The 23,304-nt window shown below is 67.3% G+C and carries 21 protein-coding genes and 1 pseudogene; 9 read left to right on the top strand and 13 right to left on the bottom strand.

Features of this window, described 5'->3' with window-relative positions:
• Nucleotides 1–66: 66 nt before the first annotated feature.
• The gene (hpxZ, locus tag LRS09_RS07815) at nt 67–447 is read left to right on the top strand and encodes an oxalurate catabolism protein HpxZ (protein ID WP_257810154.1); all 381 of its coding nucleotides are present in this window, start codon (nt 67–69) and stop codon (nt 445–447) included.
• Between the two features lie 151 nt (nt 448–598).
• A complete protein-coding gene (locus tag LRS09_RS07810; protein WP_257805208.1) occupies nt 599–1,621 on the top strand; it encodes an LLM class flavin-dependent oxidoreductase in 1,023 nt (340 codons plus the stop codon).
• Between the two features lie 194 nt (nt 1,622–1,815).
• Here LRS09_RS07810 and LRS09_RS07805 read toward each other — a convergent pair whose 3' ends face one another.
• From LRS09_RS07805 to LRS09_RS07795, 3 genes are read right to left on the bottom strand one after another with little or no spacing between them, the layout of a single operon-like run.
• Nucleotides 1,816–2,235 (bottom strand): cupin domain-containing protein, encoded by a 420-nt coding sequence (locus tag LRS09_RS07805; RefSeq protein WP_257805206.1) that lies wholly within the window; start codon nt 2,233–2,235, stop codon nt 1,816–1,818.
• 26 nt (nt 2,236–2,261) lie between these two features.
• Nucleotides 2,262–3,104, bottom strand: coding sequence for a phosphoenolpyruvate hydrolase family protein (locus tag LRS09_RS07800; RefSeq protein ID WP_257805205.1), 843 nt, complete (start codon nt 3,102–3,104; stop codon nt 2,262–2,264).
• A 10-nt stretch (nt 3,105–3,114) separates the two neighbouring features.
• A complete protein-coding gene (locus LRS09_RS07795) occupies nt 3,115–4,308 on the bottom strand; it encodes a Tm-1-like ATP-binding domain-containing protein (protein ID WP_257805204.1) in 1,194 nt (397 codons plus the stop codon).
• A 102-nt stretch (nt 4,309–4,410) separates the two neighbouring features.
• On the opposite strand from LRS09_RS07795, the gene LRS09_RS07790 reads away from it, so the two are divergent.
• Complete coding sequence (locus LRS09_RS07790) at nt 4,411–5,040, top strand: TetR/AcrR family transcriptional regulator (RefSeq protein WP_257805203.1); 630 nt, start codon at nt 4,411–4,413, stop codon at nt 5,038–5,040.
• A gap of 16 nt (nt 5,041–5,056) precedes the next feature.
• Here LRS09_RS07790 and LRS09_RS07785 read toward each other — a convergent pair whose 3' ends face one another.
• The 8 genes and pseudogenes from LRS09_RS07785 to LRS09_RS07750 form a co-directional block, all read right to left on the bottom strand.
• The gene (locus LRS09_RS07785) at nt 5,057–5,983 is read right to left on the bottom strand and encodes a patatin-like phospholipase family protein (protein ID WP_257805202.1); all 927 of its coding nucleotides are present in this window, start codon (nt 5,981–5,983) and stop codon (nt 5,057–5,059) included.
• Between the two features lie 72 nt (nt 5,984–6,055).
• Nucleotides 6,056–6,979, bottom strand: coding sequence for a branched-chain amino acid ABC transporter permease (locus tag LRS09_RS07780; protein ID WP_257810153.1), 924 nt, complete (start codon nt 6,977–6,979; stop codon nt 6,056–6,058).
• Nucleotides 6,980–7,038: 59 nt separating this feature from the next.
• Nucleotides 7,039–7,925, bottom strand: a pseudogene (locus LRS09_RS07775) (branched-chain amino acid ABC transporter permease).
• Nucleotides 7,926–7,992: 67 nt separating this feature from the next.
• Nucleotides 7,993–9,186 (bottom strand): ABC transporter substrate-binding protein, encoded by a 1,194-nt coding sequence (locus LRS09_RS07770; RefSeq protein WP_257805201.1) that lies wholly within the window; start codon nt 9,184–9,186, stop codon nt 7,993–7,995.
• A gap of 49 nt (nt 9,187–9,235) precedes the next feature.
• Complete coding sequence (locus LRS09_RS07765; RefSeq protein ID WP_257805200.1) at nt 9,236–9,982, bottom strand: ABC transporter ATP-binding protein; 747 nt, start codon at nt 9,980–9,982, stop codon at nt 9,236–9,238.
• On the bottom strand, nt 9,975–10,730 hold the full coding sequence (locus tag LRS09_RS07760; protein ID WP_257805199.1) for an ABC transporter ATP-binding protein: 756 nt from the start codon (nt 10,728–10,730) through the stop codon (nt 9,975–9,977). Before LRS09_RS07760 ends, LRS09_RS07765 begins: the two co-directional genes overlap by 8 nt.
• Before the next feature lie 466 nt (nt 10,731–11,196).
• Nucleotides 11,197–12,633, bottom strand: coding sequence for an aldehyde dehydrogenase family protein (locus tag LRS09_RS07755; RefSeq protein WP_257805198.1), 1,437 nt, complete (start codon nt 12,631–12,633; stop codon nt 11,197–11,199).
• A 252-nt stretch (nt 12,634–12,885) separates the two neighbouring features.
• Nucleotides 12,886–14,091: a CaiB/BaiF CoA-transferase family protein gene (locus LRS09_RS07750; protein ID WP_257805197.1), complete on the bottom strand. Its 1,206-nt coding sequence runs from the start codon at nt 14,089–14,091 to the stop codon at nt 12,886–12,888.
• A 284-nt stretch (nt 14,092–14,375) separates the two neighbouring features.
• Here LRS09_RS07750 and LRS09_RS07745 point away from each other — a divergent pair, with 284 nt between their 5' ends.
• The 6 genes from LRS09_RS07745 to LRS09_RS07720 all read left to right on the top strand — a co-directional run bounded on the left by LRS09_RS07745 (nt 14,376) and on the right by LRS09_RS07720 (nt 21,781).
• A complete protein-coding gene (locus LRS09_RS07745) occupies nt 14,376–15,311 on the top strand; it encodes a LysR family transcriptional regulator (protein ID WP_257805196.1) in 936 nt (311 codons plus the stop codon).
• Nucleotides 15,312–15,412: 101 nt separating this feature from the next.
• Nucleotides 15,413–16,927, top strand: a complete 1,515-nt coding sequence (locus LRS09_RS07740) for an ABC transporter substrate-binding protein (protein WP_257805195.1) — start codon at nt 15,413–15,415, stop codon at nt 16,925–16,927.
• A gap of 12 nt (nt 16,928–16,939) precedes the next feature.
• Entirely contained in the window at nt 16,940–17,884 is a 945-nt protein-coding gene (locus LRS09_RS07735) for an ABC transporter permease (RefSeq protein ID WP_257805194.1), read from the top strand.
• Nucleotides 17,881–19,812, top strand: coding sequence for a dipeptide/oligopeptide/nickel ABC transporter permease/ATP-binding protein (locus tag LRS09_RS07730; RefSeq protein WP_257805193.1), 1,932 nt, complete (start codon nt 17,881–17,883; stop codon nt 19,810–19,812). The genes LRS09_RS07735 and LRS09_RS07730 overlap by 4 nt, the downstream gene beginning before the upstream one ends.
• The gene (locus LRS09_RS07725) at nt 19,809–20,831 is read left to right on the top strand and encodes an ABC transporter ATP-binding protein (protein WP_257805192.1); all 1,023 of its coding nucleotides are present in this window, start codon (nt 19,809–19,811) and stop codon (nt 20,829–20,831) included. Before LRS09_RS07730 ends, LRS09_RS07725 begins: the two co-directional genes overlap by 4 nt.
• Nucleotides 20,828–21,781 carry a hypothetical protein gene (locus LRS09_RS07720; RefSeq protein WP_257805191.1) on the top strand — a complete coding sequence of 318 codons (954 nt, stop codon included), beginning with the start codon at nt 20,828–20,830 and terminating at the stop codon, nt 21,779–21,781. The genes LRS09_RS07725 and LRS09_RS07720 overlap by 4 nt, the downstream gene beginning before the upstream one ends.
• A gap of 63 nt (nt 21,782–21,844) precedes the next feature.
• Here LRS09_RS07720 and LRS09_RS07715 read toward each other — a convergent pair whose 3' ends face one another.
• Nucleotides 21,845–22,768: an SRPBCC family protein gene (locus LRS09_RS07715; protein WP_257805190.1), complete on the bottom strand. Its 924-nt coding sequence runs from the start codon at nt 22,766–22,768 to the stop codon at nt 21,845–21,847.
• A complete protein-coding gene (locus LRS09_RS07710; protein WP_257805189.1) occupies nt 22,765–23,106 on the bottom strand; it encodes a helix-turn-helix transcriptional regulator in 342 nt (113 codons plus the stop codon). Before LRS09_RS07710 ends, LRS09_RS07715 begins: the two co-directional genes overlap by 4 nt.
• Nucleotides 23,107–23,304: the final 198 nt, after the last annotated feature.

Raw genomic sequence — 23,304 nt, 5'->3', positions numbered from 1 at the left:
GTTCCGCTCTTGGCGCAGCACAGCCGGGGCCGTCGCGCGCATGGTCTCGTCCAGGGCCGGCTGACCATGATCGTCGACGATCCCGACACGCTGGCCGAGATCAGCGCGGTCTTCCATGCCTATGAGGCAGCGCTGCTCGCCAACGACACCGCCACGCTCGACGCCATGTTCCTGCACACCTGCGCGACGGTGCGCTACGGCGTCGCCGAGGTGCAATGCGGCATCGACGAGGTGCGCGCCTTCCGCTCGGTCCAGCAGCCCTTCGAGCGCACCCTGTCGCGCACGCTGATCACCACCTATGGCCGCGACACCGCGATCGCCTCGACGCTGTTTCGCCGTCCCGATTTTCCCGGCCAGGTCGGCCGCCAGATGCAGACCTGGATCCGCACCCCCGACGGCTGGCGGGTCGCCGCCGCCCATGTCAGCATGATGGACGAGGCCGGCTGAGCGACACACCGTCGTCGCAGGGTGGACGCGTGCCCCCTTGCGCGTGGCGGCGAGACGACCGACATGGGCGGGCGACACACAGATTCCTCGCCGACCGGGTTCACCTTCTCCATTGAAGCGCCCGCGCGCGACGCATCAGCAGGAGATTCACGTGAAGAAGATCGGCTTCCTTTCCTTCGGCCACTGGTCGCCTTCGCCTCAGTCCGGAACCCGCTCGGCATCCGACGCGCTTCTGCAGTCGATCGACCTAGCGGTCGCGGCGGAAGAGCTTGGCGCGGACGGCGCCTATTTCCGCGTCCACCATTTTGCCCGCCAGCTCGCCTCGCCCTTTCCGTTGCTCGCGGCCGCCGGCGCCAAGACGAGCCGCATCGAGCTCGGCACCGCCGTCATCGACATGCGCTACGAGAACCCGCTTTACATGGCCGAGGACGCTGGTGCCGCCGACCTCATCGCCGGCGGCCGCCTCCAGCTCGGCATCAGCCGCGGCTCGCCGGAGCAGGTCATCGACGGCTGGCGCTATTTCGGCTACGGGCCGGCCGAAGGGCAGAGCGATGCCGACATGGCGCGCCAGCACACCGAGGTGCTGCTGAACGTCCTGCAGGGTAAAGGCTTCGCGCAGCCCAATCCCAGCCCGATGTTCCCCAACCCTCCCGGCCTGCTGCGCCTTGAGCCGCACTCCGAAGGTCTTCTCGACCGGATCTGGTGGGGTGCGGCGACCAACGCCACCGCCGTCTGGGCGGCGAAGCTCGGCATGAACCTGCAGAGCTCGACGCTCAAGTTCGACGAGACCGGCGAGCCGTTCCACGTCCAGCAGGCGGCGCAGATCCGCGCCTATCGCGAGGCCTGGAAGGAGGCGGGCCACACGCGCGAGCCGCGCGTCTCCGTCAGCCGCTCGATCTTCGCGCTGGTCAACGACATGGACCGCGCCTATTTCGGCAGCGGCCGGCCCGAGCAGGACCAGTTCGGCTATATCGAGGCCGATACGCGCGCTGTGTTCGGCCGGGGATACACGGGCGAGCCCGAGAAACTGGTGAAGCTGCTCGTGGAGGACGAGGCGATCGCCGAAGCCGACACGCTGCTTCTCACCGTGCCGAACCAGCTCGGCGTCGACTACAACGCCCACGTCATCGACGCGATCCTGAAACACGTCGCGCCGGCGCTGGGGTGGCGGTAGGCGCGCTGGCGCCAGTCCCCCTCACCCGTCCTGCGCTTCGCGCAGTCCACCCTCTCCCCGAAGGGGAGAGGAGGTCTGTGGCCGTCGTGGCCACTCTCCCTCCAGATGGCGAAGGCGCTGGCGAACCTCCTCTCCCCTTGGGGAGAGGGTGGCCGAGCGCAGCGGAGGCCGGGTGAGGGGGTGTTCCGTCCGCCCTACGTCCCCGCCTTGATGACCCTGAAATCCGGCAGCTCGCGCAGCCCGAGCTCCGGACCGGCCGGCGAATAGACCACGAACAGCTGCATCGGCCCGTCGCCGGTGTTGAGCGTCGAGTGGAACCGGCTCTCCGGCACGTAGACCGTGCAGCCCGGCCCGACCTTGCGCGTCACCGGATTGCCGTTCTCGTCCTCGACCATTTGCTCGCCGGTGCCCGAGATCACGAAGATGATCTCCTCGGCCCCGGGGTGGTTGTGGCGCGAATGGCCCTGGCCGCTTGGCAGGTCGACGACGCCGCCCGAGAAGCGCTGCGCGCCGTTCACCTCCGGCGCCACCGTCAGCGCCAGCCTGCCCCAGTCGAAGCCGAAGGCGTCGACATCCTTCGGATAGACGAAATATCCGTCCGCACCCTTCAGCATCCTGAACTCCTCCCTGAATGCATGGTCTATGCGCGCCGCCTCAGCGGCAACGTCTTGAATTCGGCCGTCTGGTTGCGGATGGCAATCTCCGCCGGCAGCCGCTCCATCGAGCTCGCGCCGTAGAAGCCGTGGATCTCCTCGCAATGGTCGAGGATGTAGCGCGCATCGTCCGGCATCGAGATCGGCCCGCCGTGGCAGAGCACGATCACGTCCCTGCGCACGCCGCGCGCCGCCGCCGCGATGGCGTCGATCTCCGTCACGCACTGGTCGAGCGTCTTCGCCGACGACGCGCCGATCGAACCGCCGGTGGTCACGCCCATATGCGCCACGACGATGTCTGCGCCGGCCTTGGTCATCGCCACCGCCTCGTCCTGATTGAACACATAGGGCGTCGTCAGAAGGTCGAGTTCATGCGCCGCCGCGATCATGTCGACCTCGAGGCCGTAGCCCATGCCGGTCTCCTCGAAGCTCTGTCGCATCGAGCCGTCGAACAGGCCGATGGTCGGGAAGTTCTGCACGCCCGAGAAGCCCATCGCCTTCAGCTCCGCCAGGAACCGCGGCATCAGGATGAACGGATCGGTGCCGTTGACGCCGGCCAGCACCGGGGTCTGCTTCACCACGGGCAGAACCTCGACCGCCATCTCCTTCACGATCTCGTTGGCGTTGCCGTAGGCGAGCAGCCCGGCGGCCGAGCCGCGGCCGGCCATGCGGTAGCGGCCGGAATTGTAGATGATGATCAGGTCGATCCCGCCGGCCTCCTCGGCCTTGGCCGACAGGCCCGTGCCCGCGCCGCCGCCGACGATCGGCCGGCCTTGCGCGATCATCGTCCTGAACTTTTCAAGGATCGTCTTGCGGGGAATGGCGGGCATCGTTGTCTCGTCAGTTGGAAATGGACAGGAACGTCTCTGCGGCGGCCTGCGCAAAGGCGGGGTCGTTGATGTGCAGCGGCAGGCGGATGATCCGGCGCTGCTCGGTCTGCACCACCGTCCGCTCGATCGCGTCGAACAGCGCCGCGTCTGCCTGCGGATCGAAGAATGCGCCGCCTTCGATGTCCAGCGCCGACACGCCCTTCTCCGGGATCAGGAAGCGCACCTCGCCCTCGCAGGCGTTGAGCCGTCCGCCGATCCATTCGCCGATCTGGCGGCATTCCTCGGCGGTGGTCCGCATCAGCGTGACGTTGGGATTGTGCTTGTAAAGGTTCCGCCCCTTGAAGGCCTGGGGTACCGTGTCGACGGCCCAGAAGTTCACCATGTCGAGCGCGCCGACGGAGCCGACATAGGGCAATCGGGTGCGCGCGATCGCGCCGAAGCGGTCCTGCGTCGCGGGCAGCACGCCGCCGAACAGCAGGTCGCAGACTTCTGTCGTCGTGATGTCGAGCACGCCGGCCAGCAGGCCGGAGTCGGCCAGCTTCTCCATCGTCCGCCCGCCGGTGCCGGTGGCGTGGAACACCATGCAGTCGTAGTCGGCCTTCAGCCTGTCCACGATCGCCATGACGCAGGTCGTGGTGACGCCGAACATGGTGAGCCCGAGCGACGGCTTGCCTTCGCCTGCGACGGCCGGCATGCGGGCCATGCCGGCGATCGCCTGCGCGGCATTGTGCAGGATGACGCGCGAAAGGCCGTTCAGCCCCGCCATGTCCGTCACCGACGGCATGAAGGCGATGTCCGACACGTCGACATAGGGCGACACGTCGCCGGAGGCGAGCGTCGAGACCATCAGTTTCGGCACGCCGTAGGGCAGGGCGCGCATGCCGGCGGTGACGATCGAGGTGCCGCCGCCGCCGCCAAGCCCGATCACCGCAGCCACATCGTCACGCGAAGCCAGGAAACGCGCGAAGGCCTCGCCCATCGCCGCCACCGCCGTGCCGCGGTCGCCGAGGCCGAGCACGGCCGCCGCGCCCTGGGGATGGAAGGCCGCCACCTCGGCAGCTGTCACGTCGACACCCGCCGCTGGTTCCCTCGTGCCGACGTCGACCTCGGTCACGGCAAGTCCCTGCGCGCGGATCAGGCCCGCCAGATAGGCAAGCTCCTCGCCTTTCGTATCGTATGTGCCGACGACATGGACGCGTTTCAATTTTCCTCCCCGCGGACTTCTCCGTTCCGCCTGTCCGGCCTATTCTGTCGCGCCGTTGTTACATGCCATTGCAGAAATGTGAGACGCGAGTATCATATTGACATGAACGTCTCACGTCAATCGACCGAACTTGTGGAAGAAGCCGAGCGCGGGCCGCGCGCGCGGACCCGTCGCCTCATGCTGGAAACCGCGACCCGGCTGATGCAGGCCGGTGTCACGCCCTCGGTCAGCGAGGTTGCGGAGGCGGCCGAGGTGTCGCGGGCGACGGCCTATCGCTATTTCCCCAGCCAGGCCGCGCTCGTCGAGGCGGTGGTCGACGAGGCGCTCGGGCCGATCCTCGCCTGGCAGTCCGGCTCGACCGATCCGCAGGCGCGCGTCGCCGACCTGTTCGGCACGTCGCTGCCGCGCATCGACGCCTTCGAGGCGACGTTCCGCGCGGCGCTGAAACTGGCGCTCGACGAGTGGGCGCAGCGCAAGGCGGGTGCGGCGCCGAGCGAACCGCCGTTCCGGCGCGGCCATCGCGTGGATCTGTTGCGCGAGGCGCTCGTTCCGCTGCGCGGCAGCCTGCCGGCGGCGAAGGTCGAGCGGCTGGCGCAGGCGCTGTCGCTGATCTTCGGCGTCGAGGCGCTGGTGGTGCTCAAGGACATGTGGGGCCTGGATGCCGGCTCCACGGAGGATGTCGTCCGCTGGGCGGCGGCCGCGCTTGTGCGCGCTGCGATCGAGGAAGGCTGATCGGCCCCGGCCGCCGTCAGCCGCCCAGCTGCGCCTTCAGCCCGTCCAGCGCCTTCTCCGCCGCGATGCGGCCGGCCTCGATCGCTTCGCCGGCGCGGTGGAAGTCCATCAGCCTGATATGGGCGACCTGCGGCGAGATCATCGCATGCGGCGGCTCGCCCGCCAGCCGCGAGCGGGTGATGCGGTCCTGCATGATGTTCAGCGCGTTCGCCAGCACGTCGAAATAACCGGGCGATTTCGGCCCGCTCGCCAGAAGCTGCGGCAATATCCGCACTGCCTGCTCGCGGAACGGGCCGGGCATCTGCGCGACCATTTCCATCAGCCGGCCGCGCTGCGCCGCCGAGGCCTCTTCCGCGGCGGCCGGCGAGAGTCCCGCCGCGCGCTTGGCGAGCATGCCGTCGCTCAGCCCCACGGCGATGATGAAGTCGGCGCCGAGCGCCCGCGCGGTCGACACCGGCACCTGATTGACCAGGCCGCCGTCGACCAGCCATTTGCCGTCGGCCAGCGTCGGGCTGAAGATGCCCGGCAGCCCGATCGAGGCGCGGATCGCCGCGTCGACCGGGCCGGTCTCGAGCCAGATCTCGCGCCCGTCGGCGAGATCCGTCGCCACCGCGGCATATTTCACCGGCAGGTCCTCGATGGGTGTGTCGATGCCGAGGTCGCGCAGCAGGCGCTGCACCCGCGCGCCGTCGATCAGCCCGCCATTGGCGACCTTGACGTCGAGCAGGCTCGCGATCGTGCGCCAGTCCACCGCCTGCGCCCATGCCTTCAGCTCGCCGAGACGTCCGCAGGCATGGGCCGCGCCCACCAGCGCCCCGATCGAGGTCCCGGCGATGACCGTCGGCTCGATGCCGGCCCCGACCAATGTCTCCAGCACCCCGATATGCGACCAGCCGCGCGCCGCCCCGCCGCCCAGCGCCAGCCCGACCCTGAATCTCGTCATCGGCTCGCCTCCACGGACCGATACTTGCGCGCCGCGGCGTTGCCGCCAAGACGAAATCGCGGGAGTGTGTCCCTAGAGGGGCCGGCGGATCAGCTTGGCAATCACGCCGACGATGCCTTCGCGGAACAGCATGACTGCGACGACGAAGATGATGCCCTGGCCGATCGTCACCCAGTCGCCGAAGGTGGCGAGGTAGTTCTGCATGGTGACGATAATTGCGGCGCCCAGGATCGGACCGAACACCGTCCCCATGCCGCCGAGAAGGGTCATCAGCACGACCTCGCCCGACATTGTCCAGTAGACGTCCGTCAGCGAAGCGAGCTGGAACACGATCGCCTTGGTCGCGCCTGCCGTGCCGGCGAGTGCGGCGGACAGAACGAATACCGCCAGCTTGTAGCGGCTTGTGCGGTAGCCGAGCGAGATCATGCGCGGCTCGTTGTCCCGGATCCCCTTCAGCACCTGGCCGAAGGGCGAATGGATGATGCGATAGATGATGAGCAACCCGACGAAGACAACGCCGAGCACGAAGAAATAGAGGTTGCGGTCGGGAGCCATCGAAATCATCCCGAGCAGGTGGCCTCGCGGCACGGACTGGATGCCATCCTCGCCGCCGGTGAAGGGAGCCTGTGCGGAGAAGAAGAAGACCATCTGGGCGAAGGCCAGCGTGACCATGGCGAAATAGATTCCCTGCCGGCGGATGGCGAGCGAGCCTATGGCAAGGCCGAGCACGGCTGCGGCCAGCGTGCCGGACAGGATCGCGAGTTCCGGCGTCAGGCCCCAGACCTTGGCGGCATGGGCGGATATGTAGCTGGCGCTGCCGAAATAGGCGGCATGGCCGAACGAGAGCAGCCCGCCGAACCCCAGCAGCAGGTTGAAGGCGCAGGCGAACAGCGCGAAGCACAGCACCTTCATAACGAAGACAGGATAGAGCACGTGCGGCGCGGCGAGCCCCAGGATCAGCAGCCCGACGAAGATCGCCTTGTGCAGCGCCGGCATGCCGATCGCGCCGGGCCGGCCGACCTGCGCGACATCGATCATCTGACTGTCCGTAGCCATCAGGCTTCCCTTCCGAAAAGACCGGCCGGCTTCACCAGCAACACGATGGCCATGATGACGAAGATGACGACGGCCGAGCCTTCCGGGTAGAAGACGCGGGTCAGGCCTTCGATCAGGCCGAGGCCGAAGCCGGTGAGGATCGAGCCGAGGATCGAGCCCATGCCGCCGATGACGACCACGGCGAAGACGACGATGATCACGTCCGCCCCCATGTTCGGATTGACGGAGTAGATCGGCGCGGCGAGCACGCCGGCGAGCGCGGCAAGCCCGACGCCGAAGCCGTAGGTCAAAGTGATCAGGCGCGGCACGTTGATGCCGAAGGCGCCGACCATGGTGGGGTTCTCTGTGGCAGCCCTCAGATAGCCGCCGAGCCGCGTCTTCTCGATCACGAACCAGGTGGCGAGGCACACCACCAGCGACACGAGGATGACCCAGCCTCGATAGTTGGGCAGGAACATGAACCCGAGATTCTGGCCGCCTGAAAGCTGTTTCGGCATGGCGTAGGGCAATCCGGAAATGCCGTACTGGTTGCGGAAGATGCCGGTGATGATCAATGCCAGGCCGAAGGTCAGCAGCAGGCCGTAGAGATGATCGAGATGGTAGAGCCGCGAGATCAGCACGCGCTCGAGCACGACGCCGAAAGCGCCGACGAGGATCGGCACGAACAGCAGGGCTGCCCAGTAGGGGATGCCGAGATAGTTCAAGAGCATCCAGGCGACGAAGGCGCCCATCATGTCTGGGCGCCATGGGTGAAATTGATGATGTTGAGAAGGCCGAAGATGATTGCGAGCCCGAGGCTGAGCAACGCGTAGAAAGAGCCGTTGATCAGGCCGAGCAGAAGCTGGCCGAACAAGGCCTGCGGCGGAATACCGAGCAGTTCGAACATGCGGTCGACCCCGTTGCGACGTATGCCGGGCGCCCCGATCGCTCGGCGCGCCCGGTTGATCATTCAGCTACTTGACGAGCGGGCAGCCGCCGTCGGCGAGCGGCCGGAACGCCTTGTCCGCGGGAATGGTCGCGACGGTCTCATAGAGATCCCATTCGCCCTTCGAATCTTCCGGCTTCTTGACGCGGAAGAGGTACATGTCGTGGACCTTGCGGCCATCGGCGCGCACCACGCCCTTGCCGAACAGCGGATCGTCGGTGGGCATCTCCTTCATCTTGGCCATGACCGCTGCCGGATCCTTCGAACCGGCGGCCTCAACGGCCTTGAGATAATGCAACACGGCGCCGTAGACGCCGGCCTGGATCATCGACGGCTTTTTGCCGGTCTTCTCCTCGAACTTGGCCGACCATTCGCGGGTCTGGTCGTTCAGATCCCAGTAGAAACTCTCGGTCAGCACCAGTCCCTGTGCCACATCGAGGCCGAGCGCATGCACGTCGTTGACGAACATCAGCAGGCCGGCAAGCGCCTGGCCGCCCTGGGTGATGCCGAATTCCGACGCCTGCTTGATCGAGTTGATCGTGTCGCCGCCGGCATTGGCCAGACCGATGACCTGAGCCCCCGACGTCTGTGCCTGGAGCAGAAAGGACGAGAAGTCGGTGCCGGGGAACGGCGTGCGAACGGCGCCGATCACCTCACCGCCATTGGCCTTGACCACCGCCGATGTGTCGCGTTCGAGCGCGTGGCCGAAGGCGTAGTCGGCGGTGACGAAGAACCAGGTCTTGCCGCCGGCCGCCACCATCGCGCCGCCGGTGCCGTTGGCGAGCGCCCAGGTGTCGTACGTCCAATGAACGGTGTTCGGCGAGCATTTCGAGCCGGTGAGGTCGGACGACGCAGCACCCGAATTCAGGAAGATTTTGTTCTTTTCCTTGGTGATGTCGTTGATGGCGAGTGCCACCGAGGAGGTCGGCACGTCGGCGATCACGTCGACGCCTTCGGTGTCGTACCATTGGCGGGCGATGTTGGAGCCGACATCCGGCTTGTTCTGGTGATCGGCCGAAATGACCTCGACGGTGATGCCCTTGTCAGTGCCGAAATCGTCGGCCGCCATCTGCGCGGCGACCGCCGAGCCTTCGCCGGTGATGTCGGCGTAGATGCCCGAGCGGTCGTTCATGACGCCGATCTTGATCTTGGTCTGCGCATACGCGGTGCCGGCCATGAGCAGGCCTGCAAGCGATGCCAGAATGAATCCTGTCTTCTTCATTTCGTCTTCTCCTCCTGTTTCGGCAGGTCGTGCCGGTAACTTCTCCCGCTCAGACGCCGAGATATCGGTGCAGCTTGTCGATGTTGGCGTCGAGTTCGTCGTTGGGGATCGTGTCGATCACGCGCCCCTGTTCCACCACGTAGTGCCGGTCTGCAACCGATGCGGCGAAGCGGAAATTCTGTTCGACCAGGACGATTGTGAACCCCTGCTGCTTCAGCCGGGCGATCGTGTGGCCGATCTGCTGGACGATGACGGGCGCCAGCCCTTCCGTCGGCTCGTCGAGGAGCAGCAGCTTTGCGCCGGTGCGCAGTATGCGGCCGATCGCCAGCATCTGCTGCTCGCCGCCGGACAGTTTCGTGCCCTGGCTCGACAGCCGCTCCTTGATGTTGGGAAACAGTTCGAAGACCTGCTCGACGGTCAGTCCGCCCGGCCGCACCTGCGGTGGCAGCATCAGGTTCTCCTCGACGGACAGCGACGAGAAGATGGCGCGCTCCTCGGGGCAGAGCGCGATGCCAAGCCGCGCGATCGCGCGCGCCGGCAGCTTGATCGTCTCGTGGCCGTCGAACATCACCGAGCCCGACCGCTTGGCGAGAATGCCCATGACGGCCTTGAGCGTGGTCGTCTTCCCGGCGCCGTTGCGACCGAGCAGGGTCACCACCTCGCCTTCGCCCACTTCGAAATCGATGCCGTGCAGGATGTGGCTTTCGGAATACCAGCCTTGCAGTCCATGCACCTTCAGCAGCGGCCTGGCTGGCGCGACGGACGACGGTTTGCTGGCGAGCACTGCTTCAGGCATGTCCCGCTCCGATATAGGCCTCGATGACTCGCTGGTCCTTGGACACGGTGGCGTAGTCGCCCTCTGCCAGGACCTCGCCGCGCGCCAAAACGGTGATGCGGTCCGACAGGGAGGCCACCACCGACAGATTGTGCTCGACCATGAAGATGGTGCGGTTCGCCGCGATCCGGCGGATGAGTGCGGAAATCCGGTCGATGTCTTCCTGTGTCATGCCGGCCATCGGCTCGTCGAGCAGCAGCATTTCCGGATTGAGCGCCAGCGTGGTGGCGATCTCGAGCGCCCGCTTGCGCCCATAGGGGAGTTCGCCCGCAAGCGTCCCGGAGAAGTCGGTCAGGCCGACATCGGCCAGCAGCGCGAGCGCCTCGTCGTCGAACTCCGTCAGCGCCTTTTCCGAGCGCCAGAAGTCGAAACTGTCGCCGCGCCGCCGCTGCAGGGCGATGCGCACGTTCTCCAGCGCAGTCATCTTGGGGAAGACCGCCGAGATCTGGAAGGAGCGGACGAGCCCCAGCCGCGCGATGTCGGCCGGCTGCATGGCGGTGATGTCCTGGCCGTTATAGTGGATCGAGCCGCGGGTCGGCTGCAGGAACTTCGTCAGCAGGTTGAAACAGGTCGTCTTACCGGCGCCGTTCGGTCCGATCAGCGCATGGATCGAGCCGCGCCTCACCTTCAGATCGACATTGTTGACGGCGACGAAGCCCTTGAATTCCTTGGTCAGGCCGGACGCCTCGAGGATTGTGTCCCCGCTCATCGATACGACACGCCCATTGGCCGATACAATAGCGCTCGCGGACGCCGAGCGCCCATAAAATCCGACATGTCTCCTCCCGAGGCATTCGCCCTTGGCCGTTGGCCGGCGTCGTCAGACTATTTGGCCCTCCCGCCCGTTCAATACAGTAGAATTACGGTGCACGCGGAGCGCTCCCGGAAACCTAAGGACAAGCCATGGCTTTCGCAAGCCCGGACACTATCGGTGAGGCTACTCCCGTAGTTGCGGCGAGATGAGGCCATGGGGAACGGCGCGCCCTACACGGCGGCGCTGGCGCGGACTGCCTGGTCACCGCGGCCGCCAAATGCGCGGGGGGCGGCGGCGCAAGCGCTGTCCGCTGAAGCGGGATTTCTAGCCGAGCGGCAAACGGTCCGCTCTATCTGCGCTTGTCGGATGTCGTTGAGGTTCCGCGCCGGACGAGCCGGCGCGGAGAGGGTTCACGCCTGGATCAGGCGTTCCAGCCGGAGACAGCCTTGGAGTCGAGGAACTCCTCGATGCCCCAGTGGCCGCCTTCGCGCGCCCGGCCCGATGCCTTGACGCCGCCGAAGAAGGCTTGCGGGCCGCGCGACATGCCGTTCATCTCGACCATGCCGGCGCGCAGGCGTCGCGCGAGGCGGTTGGCGCGGTCGTTGTCGCCGGTCTGCACGTAGTTGGTCAGGCCATACTGCGTGTCGTTGGCGATCGAGACGGCTTCTTCCTCGCTGTCGAACGGCAGGATCGACAGCACAGGCCCGAAGATCTCTTCCTTCTCGATCCGCATGCCCGGAACCACGTCGGCGAAGACCGTCGGCCGCACGAAATAGCCGCGGTTCAGGTCGCTCGGGCGGCCGAGACCGCCCGAGACGAGACGCGCGCCTTCGTCGATGCCGGCGGCAATCAGCTCCTGGATTTTCTCGAACTGCGTCGCGGAGACGACCGGGCCGATGTGCGGGCCGGCCTGGTGCGCGGAGGCCACCTGCGTCGCGTCGGCCATCCTGCGGGCGATCTCCACCGCCTCGTCGTAGAACGGACGCTCGACCAGCATGCGGGTCGGTGCGTTGCAGGACTGGCCGGAATTGTTGAAGCAGCGCTTCACGCCGCGCTCGACCGCCTTGGCGCCGGCATCGGCGAAGACGAGGTTCGCGCCCTTGCCGCCGAGTTCGAGGCAGACCTTCTTCAGGCTGTCCGCAGCCGCCTTGGTGATGGCGATGCCCGCACGGGTCGAGCCGGTGAAGGAGACCATGTCGACATCCGGATGCGTCGACAGCCGCGTTCCCACGCCCGCGCCGTCGCCGTTGACCAGGTTGAACACGCCTGCCGGGGCGCCTGCCTCGTCAACGATCTCAGCGAACAGCATCGACGACAGCGGTGCGATCTCGGAGGGCTTCAGCACCATGGTGCAGCCCGCGAGCAACGCCGGGATCACCTTCAGCGCGACCTGGTTCATCGGCCAGTTCCACGGCGTGATGAGCGCTGCGACGCCAACCGGCTCATAGGCCACCATCGACTGCGGCGAACGGTTGCCGGCCGGACGCAGGAACTCGAACTCCTCGAAGGCGTCGATGAAGTTCTGGATATGCCAGGTGCCGGCTCCAACCTGCTCGGTCCGCGCCAGGTCGATCGGCGCGCCCATTTCCAGGCTGATCGCGGCCGCCATGTCGTCCGCGCGGCGCTGATAGATCTCGAGGATGCGCTTCACCAGCGCCAGCCGCTCGGACGGCTCGGTCGCGCTCCACGACGCAAATGCCGCCTTGGCGGCGGCGACGGCCTTGTCGGTGTCGGCGGTGGTTCCGAGCACGATCGTGGCGCAAGCCTCCTCGGTCGAAGGATCGATGACGTCCAGCGCCGTCCCGCCGCTCGAGTCGATCCATTGTCCGTCGATGTAGAACTGGCGCTTTTCGATCATCTCTCAATCCTGCGTGTTGTGTGCCGCGACGGCCCGAAGCTTTAAGGCCGGCCGGTTTCCTTTTCCAGCCGCGAAAGGCGGCTGGTGAGGATGTCGAGATAGGATGGCCCGCCGGTCCTGAACAGGGTCACATTGCGCCCGGACTAAGTCCAACGCGAGCCGTCATCCAGGTCGGAACGAACCGGCGTTTCAGCCGGAGCGCACCAGCACCTCAGCACGGATATTCAACAGAGAGCGGGCGCGTCCGGTGTTTCAGGTCCGGGAGATGTCGCCCGGCGACCTCGCCTGAGATCTGGCGGATGCGGTCAGCATGTCCGCATCCTGTCCCAGCCGCGGCGCGGGCGGCAGCGACGGGCGCTCCGCTCCTTCCTGGCGGAAGGCGGGGCCGAAGGCGAGCGGCTCGCCGTCGACCGGGATGCCCGGCGTCCTCGGATAGAGGTCGCGCAGGAATTCCTGCAGGTCGCGCACGCGCGCGGCCGGAACGTTCGCCGCGTTGAGCCGGGTTTCCAGCTCCGCCGCGCTGGCGACAGCGAAGGCGGCGCGCAGTTCGCCGCGCAGTTCGTCGGTCGCCGCATTCGCCAGGAAGGCTGCGCTGGCGAGGCCCGCGGGTATGTAGGGCGGGCCGGCGAGTTCTGGACGACCGAGCAGCCGGCACAGCGCCTCGAACTGACCCATCGTGTTGGCGGCGACCGAGATATGCCCGTCCGAGGTGGCGAAGGTCTCGGCGCCCGGGCTGCCGACAAAGCCGCGATTGCCCACCCGGCCCGGCGGCAGGCCGCTGGCCAGAACCTGGGCGGCGGGGCCGGACATCAGCGAGAGCGCCGAATCGATCATCGAGACGTCGATGGTGATCGGGCCGTTGTCGCCGCGCAGCCGACGCACGACCGCGGCCAGGATTGCCTCCGCGGCGCTGATCCCGGTGGCGATGTCGATCACAGGGAAGCCGACCTTCATCGGCTCCAGGTCCTCCCCGCCGCCCTGCATCATCATCATCCCGGTGGCGGCCTGGACGACATGGTCGTAGGCGCCCCGGCTGGCGTTCTCGCCGGTCTGGCCCCAGCCCGAGATGGAGCAGTAGATGACGTCCGGCCGCACCTTCCTGATGTCCTCCGGGCCGAGGCCGAGCCGCTTCGCGACGCCGGGGCGGAAATTCTCGACGAAGATGTCCCCGCTTCTGGCGAGATCGAGGATCGCCCGGCGTCCGGCCGGGTCGGCCAGGTCGACCGCCACCGACTTCTTGCCGGCATTGAGCGCGCGGAAGCCGGGCGGGAGCCCGTCGAGCTCCGGCTGCAGGGCGAGCGCGCGCATGGCGTCGCCGCTGCCCGGACGCTCCACCTTGATGACCTCGGCGCCGAGGCAGCGCAGGTGATGCGTCGCGCACGGGCCGGCCAGCACATGGGTCAGGTCGATCACCCGATATCCTTCAAGCGGCAGCATCGTCTTCTCCCCGGCTTTCATGCACGTTTCCCGATGCGATCGGGCATGTCCTGCGGGCGGTCCTGCCCCGTGGCACGAGGCGTGCGCAGGCCGAGTATCCGTCCGCGCGCATCGATCTCCGGTGGCCGGCGAGGATCTGACGTTGCTGTGGGATCATGCTGCCGTGGACCTCGGACGTGTCGCTCTCCGCGTCTGTCGCGCTATCCTGGCGCGTCACGCCGTCGGAACATAAGGCGGCTGGCGCTGTCAGCAGTAGTTAAATATGCTGACGGTAGCGTTATGTTTTACTAATACCGGATGCAGCGATGGACCTGAGGCAGATCCGCTATTTCGTCGCCGCCTGCGAGACGGGTTCGCTCAGCGGCGCCGCCGAGCGGCTGAACTGCACTGCGCCGGGCGTGAGCCAGCAGATGAGCGCGCTCGAGGCGCGCCTGGGCACGCGCCTGTTCGAGCGGACCTCGCGCGGCGTCAGGCCGACGGCGGCGGGCAGCCGCTTCTACGACAGGTGCCTGGCGGTGCTGAAGGCCGTTTCCGAAGCTGAGATCGAGCTGCAGGATTTCAAGGCCGGCCTGAGCGGCTCGGTCTCCGCGGGCTTCGCGCCGGGCATTGCCCGCTCGATCCTGCCGCAGGCGCTGGCGCGCTTCACACGCGAGTTCCCCCGCATCGACATCGACATCGCCAGCGGAACGGCGGACCTGCTGCTGTCGGAAACCTCGGCCGGCGGGCTCGATTTCTATGTCGGGCAGTTCGCCCGCAAGCAGCTCGGTCTGGCCGCGACGCACATAGGCCGTTTCCCCGTGTCGCTGATCTCCGGCGTCCGCCGCGGACTGACGTCGATGCGCCCGGTCCGCCTCGACAATCTCGCGCCGCTGAAGCTCTTCGTCCCGTCGGCGGCCAACAGCCTGCGCCCGAAGATCGAAGACGCCATCATCAGCGGCCAGATCGTCGTCGAGCGGAAGATATCCATCGACAGCATGTCGGCAGGGTTCGAATTCGTCAGCCAGACCGACTGGTCGTCCATCCTGCCGTTCTGGATCGGCCTGCAGGAGCTGGGGCGAGGGCGCGTCACCGTCAATCCGATCGCTTCTCCGGAGATGCAGGTGGATGTGGCGATGATCGTGCCGGCGCAGCGGCCGCTCTCGCGGCCGGCCCAACAGCTCTACGATTACTTCCTTCAGGAACTGCGCCGGATGGAGGCGGAATGGGCGCGGGTTACCCAACCCGCCTTAAGCCAGGATTAAGGATCGGTTTAGAAGAAATAAGTGCCCCTAATGTGAAGTCGGGCCTAGGCTTTGAAACGGGCGCCGCCAGGCGTGGCGCCTTGCAGGCTGGGAGGGCCAGGATGAGGAAGTGGATCGCAGGGTCGGCGCTTGTCGCCGCAGTCGCGCTGGGGCTCGCCGGAACGCCGGCCTGGGCACAGGGCAGTGGTATATTCAAATATGCGGAGCAGGTGAAGCTCATCACCATGGACCCGCAGCAGCAGAGCGGCAGCGGCGTGCCCTTCCTGCGGCCCGTCTATGAATCCCTGTTCGAAAAGGGCCCCAAAGGCGAGGTCCAGCCGCTTCTGGCCACTGGCTACAAGGTAGACGGACTCGACGTCACGATCACGCTCCGCGAAGGCGTCACGTTCTCGAACGGCGAGCCGTTCAACGCCGAAGCCGCTGCGGCAAACATAAACCGGGGTGTGAAGCTCGGCATCATCGAAGGTCTCAAGACCGTCGAGGCCGCCTCAGCGGCCGACGAGCATACGCTGAAGATCAGGCTCAAGGAGTTCGATCCGGCCATCATCGACAGTCTCTGCTACACGGGCGGCATGATGATCGCGCCGGCCGCGATCGCCGATCCGGCCCTCGACCGCAATCCGGTCGGCACCGGTCCCTACGTCTACAAGAAGGAAGAATCGCGCGAAGGCGAAGTGCGCATCTACCTGCCGAACCCGACCTACTGGGACAAGGACAAGATCGGCCTTGCGCGCTACGAGGTCTGGGAGATTCCGGACGACACCGCGCGCCTCAACGCGCTGAAGACCGGCCAGATCGACGCCGGCAACTGGCTGTCCAACCCGCAGGCGGCGATCATCGACCGCACGCCCGACCTGAAGCTCATCCGCAACAATGGCGGCCTGAACTACCATGTCATCATCTCCGACCGCGAAGGCACGGTCGTTCCGGCCTTTGCCGATCCGCTGGTGCGCAAGGCGATGGCGCTGGCGATCGACCGCGAGGGCTTCAACAAGGCGATCCAGTTCGGCCTCGCGGCGAAGTCGTTCCAGCCCTATGGCAAGGGCGACTGGGCCTACGAGCCTTCGCTGGAAGGGGTCTATGATTACAATGTCGAGAAGGCCAAGGAGCTGATGGCGCAGTCGAAGTTCCCCGACGGGTTCACCTTCGACATGCCGTCCATCCCGATCTACCAGTCGCGGCTCGAGGCGCTGGCCGGCTTCTTCAAGGAAATCGGCATCACGATGAACATCGTGCCGCAGGAGCCGGGCACGCTCGCCCGCGTCAGCCGGACGACGAACTTCCCGGCCACCAACCTCGTCTGGAACACGATCACCGATCCGAAGTTCCTCGCGTTGCGCTACATCTACGAGGATGCGGCCTACAACCCGTTCAAGGCCAAGCCCAGCGACACGCTGCTGACGCTCGCCAAGGAAGGGCTGAGCTCCGTCGAGACCGACGTGCGGGCGCCGGTCTACCGGAAGATGGCGCAGCAGCTCGCGGAGGAGGCCTTCCTGATCTTCGTCACCAATGCGCCGATCCTGATCGGCGTCAGCGAAAAGACCGCGAGCAATCCGACAGTGGTCTATCGCTACGGCGAGGATTCGATCAATCTGCGCGGCCTCAAAGCCAACTGACAAAGAGGCTTCGTGTTCAGACTCGTTCTACAGCGGCTGGCTGCGCTGGTGCCGCTCCTGTTCATCGTCTCGGTGCTGACGTTCTCGTTCACGTCCATGCTGCCGAGCGATCCGGTGGATCTGATCATCGGCGACACCGGCACCCAGGAGCAGTATGAGATGGTGCGCGAGCGGCTCGGGCTCAACGAGCCCGTGGTCGTGCGCTATTTCCAGTGGCTGGGCCGCGCCGTCCAGGGCGACCTGGGCACCTCCTTCTTCAACAGCGTCAGCGTCTCGTCGGCCGTGATGCAGCGGCTTCCCGTGACGCTCTCGCTGACCGCCGTCTCCGCCCTGATCGCCGTCATGGTCGGCATCGCGGCGGGGGTGGCCGCGGCACTGAGGCCCCGCTCGTGGGTCGACAGGCTGGCCACGGTCGGGGCGACCATCGGACAGGCGATCCCGAACTTCTGGTTCGGCCTCCTGCTCGTCGCGATCTTCGCGGTGAACCTGCGCCTCTTTCCTGCGACGGGCTTCACGCCGATCTCAACCTCGCCCTGGGAATGGCTGCGCAGCGTGACCCTGCCGGCGCTGGCGCTGGGTCTGTCGTCCAGCGCGGCCATCGCGCGCCAGGTCCGTTCGGCGATGGTCGGCGTGCTGCAGCAGGACTACATCCGCGCGGCCCGCGCACAGGGCCTGTCGTCGCGGCGGGTGATCCTGCGGCACGCGCTCACCAATGCCATGGTGCCGGTCGTCGCCATTCTGTCCTTCCAGATCACCGTGCTGCTCGGCGGCGCGCTGATCGTGGAGCAGGTCTTCGCCATCAACGGCCTCGGCACGCTCGCCATCACGGCGGTGCGCCAGCAGGACATCCCGATGATCCAGGGGCTCGTCCTGGTCATGGTCGGCCTCGTCGTGCTGGTTCAGCTCGCCACTGACATCGTCTACGGCTTCCTCAATCCCAAGGCCCGTCCGTCTTGAGCACCCTGTCCACCCAAACCCCGGCGACGCGTCCGCGGCGGTCGCGACGGCTGGCTGGCGGCTCCTTTGCCATCATCGCAGTCGCGGGCGCGATCCTCGCCTTGCTCGTGTTCCTTGCGATCTTCGCCGATGTGATCGTCCCTTACGATCCGCTCAAGCAGAACCTGATCCAGTCGTTGCAGGGCCCCTCGGCGCAGCACTGGCTCGGCACGGACGACCTCGGTCGCGATGTCTTGTCGCGCCTCATCTATGGCTGCCGGATCGCGGTCATCGCCGCCGCCGAGGGCACCTCGATCGCCGTGCTCATCGGCGTGCCGCTCGGCCTCTTCATCGGCTACCGCGGCGGCTGGTGGGACTGGATCGTCATGCGCATCGTCGAGGCGATCGTCTCGATCCCCGGCATCATGGTCGCGATCGTCATCCTCGCCCTCCTCGGCACGGGGCTGCACAAGGCGATGGTGGCGCTCGGCATCCTGTTCTCGACGTCCTTCCTGCGGCTCGCGCGCGGCGTGGTGCTGGCCGAGCGCGAAGAGGTCTATGTACGCTCGGCGCGCGTCATCGGCGCATCGGACGGCCGCATCCTTCTGCGTCACATCTTCCCGAACATCGCCCCGCCGCTGATCGTGCAGATCACGCTGACCGTCGGCGCCGTGCTGCTGGCCGAGGCCGGGCTCTCCTTCATCGGGCTCGGCGTGCAGCCGCCGGACGCGAGCTGGGGCACGATGCTCAGCACCGCCGCCGCGTACATGGACCTGCACTGGTTCCTCGCCATTCCGCCCGGCATCGCCATCATCGCGACGGTGCTGTCGGTCAACCTGATCGGCGACGTGATCCGTGATTCGATCGGCCGCGGCGTCGCGGTGGCGGCGAAGCCCCGGGCCGCGTCGCCGCGCGTCGAGGCGGCGGTCGCCGCCTCCGTGCCGGACAGTCCGCTTCCGCCCCCGCGCGCCAACGAGGTGCTGCGTGTCGAGGGTCTTCAGGTGGCGCTGTCTTCGGCCGACGGAGAGGGGCTGCCGCTCATCTCCAACCTCTCCCTCTCCATCGCGAAGGGCGAGACGCTGGGACTCGTCGGCGAATCCGGCAGCGGCAAGACCCTGACCGGGCTGGCCATCCTCGGGCTGACGAGCGTTGCGCTGCGCACGACGCGCGGCTCGATCGTCCTGAACGGCAGGGACCTGCGCGCGCTGCCGCCGCGCCAGATGGAGGAGGTCCGCGGCAACGAGGTCGCGATGGTGTTCCAGGACCCGACGACCAGCCTCAACCCGGCCTTCACTGTCGGCAGCCAAATCGCCGAGGTACTGCGCGCCAAGAAGGGACTGTCGCAGAAGGAGGCGTGGGAGCAGACGGTCGCGCTGATCCACCGCGTCGGCATCCCGCGGCCGCAGGAGCGTGCACGCGCCTTCCCGCACGAGCTTTCCGGCGGCATGGCGCAGCGCATCGCGATCGCCCGGGCGCTGAGCTGCAACCCCTCGCTGCTGATCGCCGACGAGCCCACCACCGCGCTCGACGTAACCGTGCAGCAGGAAATCCTCGATCTCTTCCGCGACCTGCAGGAGGAGTTCGGCATGGCGATCCTCTTCGTCACGCACGACCTCGCCGTCGCCGCCGACATCTGCGACCGCATCAGCGTCATGTATGCCGGCGAGATGGTCGAGATGGCCGAGGTCGGCCGGCTGTTCGCCAGGCCGCGCCACCCCTATACGCGCGGCCTCCTGACGGCGATGCCGCACGCCTCCGACCGCAATCCGCCGCTGCCCACCATTCGCGGCAGCGTGCCGCGCCCCGGCGCCTGGCCGGTGGGCTGCCGCTTCTCAAACCGGTGCGACTTCAGGATCGCCGCCTGCGACCGGCATATCCCGCTTACGGGCGCCGACCGGCTGGTCCGCTGCATCCGCGCCGAGGAGCTCGTCCTGGAGGCCGCGTCGTGAGCGAGGAAGCGCTGCTGGAAATCCGCGACCTCGACGTCACCTATTGGCGGCGTTCCCTGCTCGGGTTCAAGGGCAGGGCGTTCCAGGCCGTCAAGGGCGCGAACCTGTCGATCCGCGCCGGCGAGACTCTCGGCCTCGTCGGCGAGTCCGGCTCCGGCAAGTCCTCCATCGCCAATACGGTGCTCGGCCTCGTTCCGGCCAATGGCGGATCGATCCGCTTCGGCGACGTCGAGCTCACCTCGATGAAAACGCGCTATCCGCCCGCCGTGCGCGGGCAGATCCAGGCGGTGTTCCAGGATCCCTATTCCTCGCTCAACCCGTCGATGACCGTCGAGGATATCGTCACCGAGCCGCTGCGCGTCCACACGACGATGAGCAGGGCCGAGCGGCGGGCCCGCGCCATCGAGTTGCTCAGGCTGGTGTCGCTGTCCGAGGAGCATCTCGAGCGCCATCCGCACCAGTTCTCCGGCGGTCAGCGCCAGCGCATCGCCATCGCCTCCGCGCTGGCGCTGACGCCGAAGCTCATCGTGCTCGACGAGCCGGTCAGCGCGCTGGATGTCTCCACCCAGAACCAGATCATCAACCTGCTCTACGAGCGCCGCGATGCGCTCGGCATCGCCTATCTGCTGATCGCCCACGATCTGGCGCTGGTCCACCACATCTCGGACCGGATCGCGGTGATGTATCTCGGGCACATCGTCGAGGAAGGTCCGTCGGACCGGGTCTACCGCTCTCCCGCCCACCCCTACACAAAGGCGCTGCTCGACGCGGTGCCGCTGCTCGATCCCGAGGCCCAGCGCAGGCGAAGGGCGACGCGCCGGGCAGCGCCGGTGAAGGAGGCTCCGCGCGTGGCGACGCAGGGCTGTCCCTACCGCAACCGATGTCCCTTCGTGATGCCGCGCTGCGCCGAGGATATGCCGCCGGCCTATCCTGTCGACGGCGGCGGCACGGCGGCCTGCTTCCTTCTCGACCGCTCCGCGATGCCAGGCACCACCGCAAGCCAGGGCATGCCGGCATGAGCGGCGTCTACGTCAGCGACATCCCCGCGGGAGACGTTCGCGAGGCCGACGATGTGATCGCCGGCGCGCCCGGCATTGGGCCGGGCCTCACCTGCCGCTGGCCGTCCGGCCGCGCGCCGCTGGGCTTCGTCCTGTTCTGCCACGGCCTTGGCTCGAACGGCCGCGAATATGCCGCTCTCGCGCACCACTGGGCCCGCCACGGCTATCTGGTGATCCAGCCGACCTTTTCCGATGCGATCGGGCGCGTGGCGCGCGCCGAGCCGGCGCTCGGCCTCGACCCGGACGCCGATCTCTCCCGCTGGTGGCAGATGACCGACATCCGGTCGCGTATGCACGAGATCCTGCACGCACCGGAGCGCTGGCTGGACAGGGCGGCCGTCGCCGGTCGCGTGATGGACAGTCTCGACAGCGTGTTCGAGGTCACGAGCGGCCGGCCGGACCGGCCGGTCCGTGGCGCCATCGCCGGCCATTCCTTCGGCGCCTACACCGCGCAACTCCTTGCCGGCGCGGAGATCGACCTGCCGGACGGCCAGGCGCGCCGCTTCCGAGACGACCGCTTCGCCGCGGCCATGCTGCTCAGCGGCCAGGGACGCGACCAGCAGGGTCTGCGCGACGGCTCGTGGGACCGCATGGACGGTCCCGTCCTCACCGTCACCGGCACGCTCGACCGCGGCGCCAAGGGCGGCGACTGGCACTGGAAGTCGGAACCCTACGACCTCGCCCCCGCTGGCGACAAATACCTCGCCGTCCTGGACGAGGCCGACCATTACCTCGGCGGCTTCGCCGACAACGGCGTCCAGCCCCAGGTCCCCGCCCAGCAGGCGGCCCTGCGCCAGCTCACCCTCGCCTTCCTCGACGCCCACGTCAGGAACATCCCCGCCGCGCGCCGATGGCTGGCTTCGGTCGACACGGCGATCGGCCCCTGCCGCCTGGCGTTCAGCAGCAAGTAGCCCGACTGCTCAGCCAACGCGGCCTCATAACCGCGTTGGAGATCGGTTGCCGAGCTGCGGCGTCTATTGCGATGTGACGAGACGCTCCAGCTTGCCCAGCGTCTGCAGGCCCAGTTCGATCGCGCCGAAACCCTTTGCCGCCTCGAACTCGGCCTTCGTGCTCATCACCATGCCCAGCGTCACCTTCGTCGCTTCGCCCTCGGTCTCGAACGAGGCCCATGCATCGGCATGCTTCGGTCCGTTCTCGCCCCACAGCAGCGTGTAGGCGAGCCTCTCCTCGGGGCGGATTTCGATGTAGCGGTGGTGGTTCGGGAACACCGTGCCGTCGGGCCCGATCATGTCGAACACCCATTCGCCGCCCGTGCGCAGGTCGATCCGCTTCGTCCGGCAGGAAAACCCGTCCGGACCCCACCATTGCGGCAGCGTCTTGGCGTTCACCCAGGTGTTCCAAACGATCGAGCGCGGCGCCCGTATGACGCGCTGGAGCACCATGGTGCGCTCGGCGACGCCGCCGAGATTGTCCAGCCCCGCGTCGAATCCCTGCCGGTAGCCGGCCTCCATATCCTGGGCCAGCGAGGAAAGCTGCACCGTCACGACCACCCGGCTGCGCTCGTCGGTGCCGGAGAAATCCGCCGTCACCAGCGCCGCCGATTGCGTCACGCCTTCTGAGGAGATCACCTCGTAGTTCACGCTGCGCCGTGCCGGCTGCAAGGCGAGCCAGCCGCATTCGCAGCGCGTGTCGGGCTCGCCTGCGACCTTGCAGAGCGAGACTTCGCGCCCGCCCACCCTGGTGTCGGCCTCGAGGAACTCCACCACGACCGAAGGCGAGGGAGAGGACCAGACCGCCCGCGCGGCTGGCGCCGTCCAGACCTGCCACAGCGCCGACAAGGGCGCGGCCACGTCCCGCTCGAAGGTCAGCGTCGCAAAGCGGCCGTCCGCCTGGTCGCGGGCCGCAGGCATGCGCTGCGGGTTCGGTTTCGATGTCATTCCGTGCGCTCCTTCATTGCCTTGATCGCAAGTGCTTCCAGCCGGTCGAGCCGGCCTTCCCAGATCGCCCGCTGCTCGTCGAGCCATGTCCGCACCGGATTCAGCGCCTCCGGCACGATGGCGCAGGTGCGCACCCGCCCGTCCTTGGACGTGGCGATCAGCCCCGCCTCCTCCAGCACCGAAAGGTGCCGCATCACGGTAGGCAGGCGCAGGCCCGTCGGTCCGGACAGGTCCGTGACCCGCGCCGGCCTTTCGCCCAGCCGGGTCAGGATCGACCGGCGGGTGGGATCGGCCAGAGCATGGAAGAGCAGCGAAAGTTCCGGCTGATGCTTAGTCATGTTGCTAACTAACATCGCGGCATCCGACGCACAAGGAAAAGTTTGCCGCTTTGCTAAGTATTGCCGAGCCGACAAGGCGGATGCATGGTCGGTAGGCCTCGAAACGCTTGATCGGATCCAGGGGCATGCTCTCTCACCGCCATTGAAAAGCCGGACATTCCCGAGATTTGCAGCAAGGGTCCGAACGACTTGCGGGCG

It is taken from the genome of Mesorhizobium sp. J428, from assembly GCF_024699925.1.
Lineage (GTDB): Bacteria > Pseudomonadota > Alphaproteobacteria > Rhizobiales > Rhizobiaceae > Mesorhizobium_A.
Note: the sequence above shows the minus strand (reverse complement) of the source record. Positions and strands in the feature narration are given on the sequence as shown.

What these genes read in the sequence shown, in the direction of transcription:
- hpxZ (WP_257810154.1), top strand. Translation starts at nt 67, where the DNA reads ATGATCGTCGACGATCCCGACACGCTGGCCGAGATCAGCGCGGTCTTC.
- LRS09_RS07805 (WP_257805206.1), bottom strand. Translation starts at nt 2,235, where the DNA reads ATGCTGAAGGGTGCGGACGGATATTTCGTCTATCCGAAGGATGTCGAC.
- LRS09_RS07800 (WP_257805205.1), bottom strand. Translation starts at nt 3,104, where the DNA reads ATGCCCGCCATTCCCCGCAAGACGATCCTTGAAAAGTTCAGGACGATG.
- LRS09_RS07790 (WP_257805203.1), top strand. Translation starts at nt 4,411, where the DNA reads ATGAACGTCTCACGTCAATCGACCGAACTTGTGGAAGAAGCCGAGCGC.
- LRS09_RS07785 (WP_257805202.1), bottom strand. Translation starts at nt 5,983, where the DNA reads ATGACGAGATTCAGGGTCGGGCTGGCGCTGGGCGGCGGGGCGGCGCGC.
- LRS09_RS07780 (WP_257810153.1), bottom strand. Translation starts at nt 6,979, where the DNA reads ATGCCGGCGCTGCACAAGGCGATCTTCGTCGGGCTGCTGATCCTGGGG.
- LRS09_RS07770 (WP_257805201.1), bottom strand. Translation starts at nt 9,186, where the DNA reads ATGAAGAAGACAGGATTCATTCTGGCATCGCTTGCAGGCCTGCTCATG.
- LRS09_RS07765 (WP_257805200.1), bottom strand. Translation starts at nt 9,982, where the DNA reads ATGCCTGAAGCAGTGCTCGCCAGCAAACCGTCGTCCGTCGCGCCAGCC.
- LRS09_RS07760 (WP_257805199.1), bottom strand. Translation starts at nt 10,730, where the DNA reads ATGAGCGGGGACACAATCCTCGAGGCGTCCGGCCTGACCAAGGAATTC.
- LRS09_RS07755 (WP_257805198.1), bottom strand. Translation starts at nt 12,633, where the DNA reads ATGATCGAAAAGCGCCAGTTCTACATCGACGGACAATGGATCGACTCG.
- LRS09_RS07750 (WP_257805197.1), bottom strand. Translation starts at nt 14,091, where the DNA reads ATGAAAGCCGGGGAGAAGACGATGCTGCCGCTTGAAGGATATCGGGTG.
- LRS09_RS07745 (WP_257805196.1), top strand. Translation starts at nt 14,376, where the DNA reads ATGGACCTGAGGCAGATCCGCTATTTCGTCGCCGCCTGCGAGACGGGT.
- LRS09_RS07740 (WP_257805195.1), top strand. Translation starts at nt 15,413, where the DNA reads ATGAGGAAGTGGATCGCAGGGTCGGCGCTTGTCGCCGCAGTCGCGCTG.
- LRS09_RS07720 (WP_257805191.1), top strand. Translation starts at nt 20,828, where the DNA reads ATGAGCGGCGTCTACGTCAGCGACATCCCCGCGGGAGACGTTCGCGAG.
- LRS09_RS07715 (WP_257805190.1), bottom strand. Translation starts at nt 22,768, where the DNA reads ATGACATCGAAACCGAACCCGCAGCGCATGCCTGCGGCCCGCGACCAG.
- LRS09_RS07710 (WP_257805189.1), bottom strand. Translation starts at nt 23,106, where the DNA reads ATGACTAAGCATCAGCCGGAACTTTCGCTGCTCTTCCATGCTCTGGCC.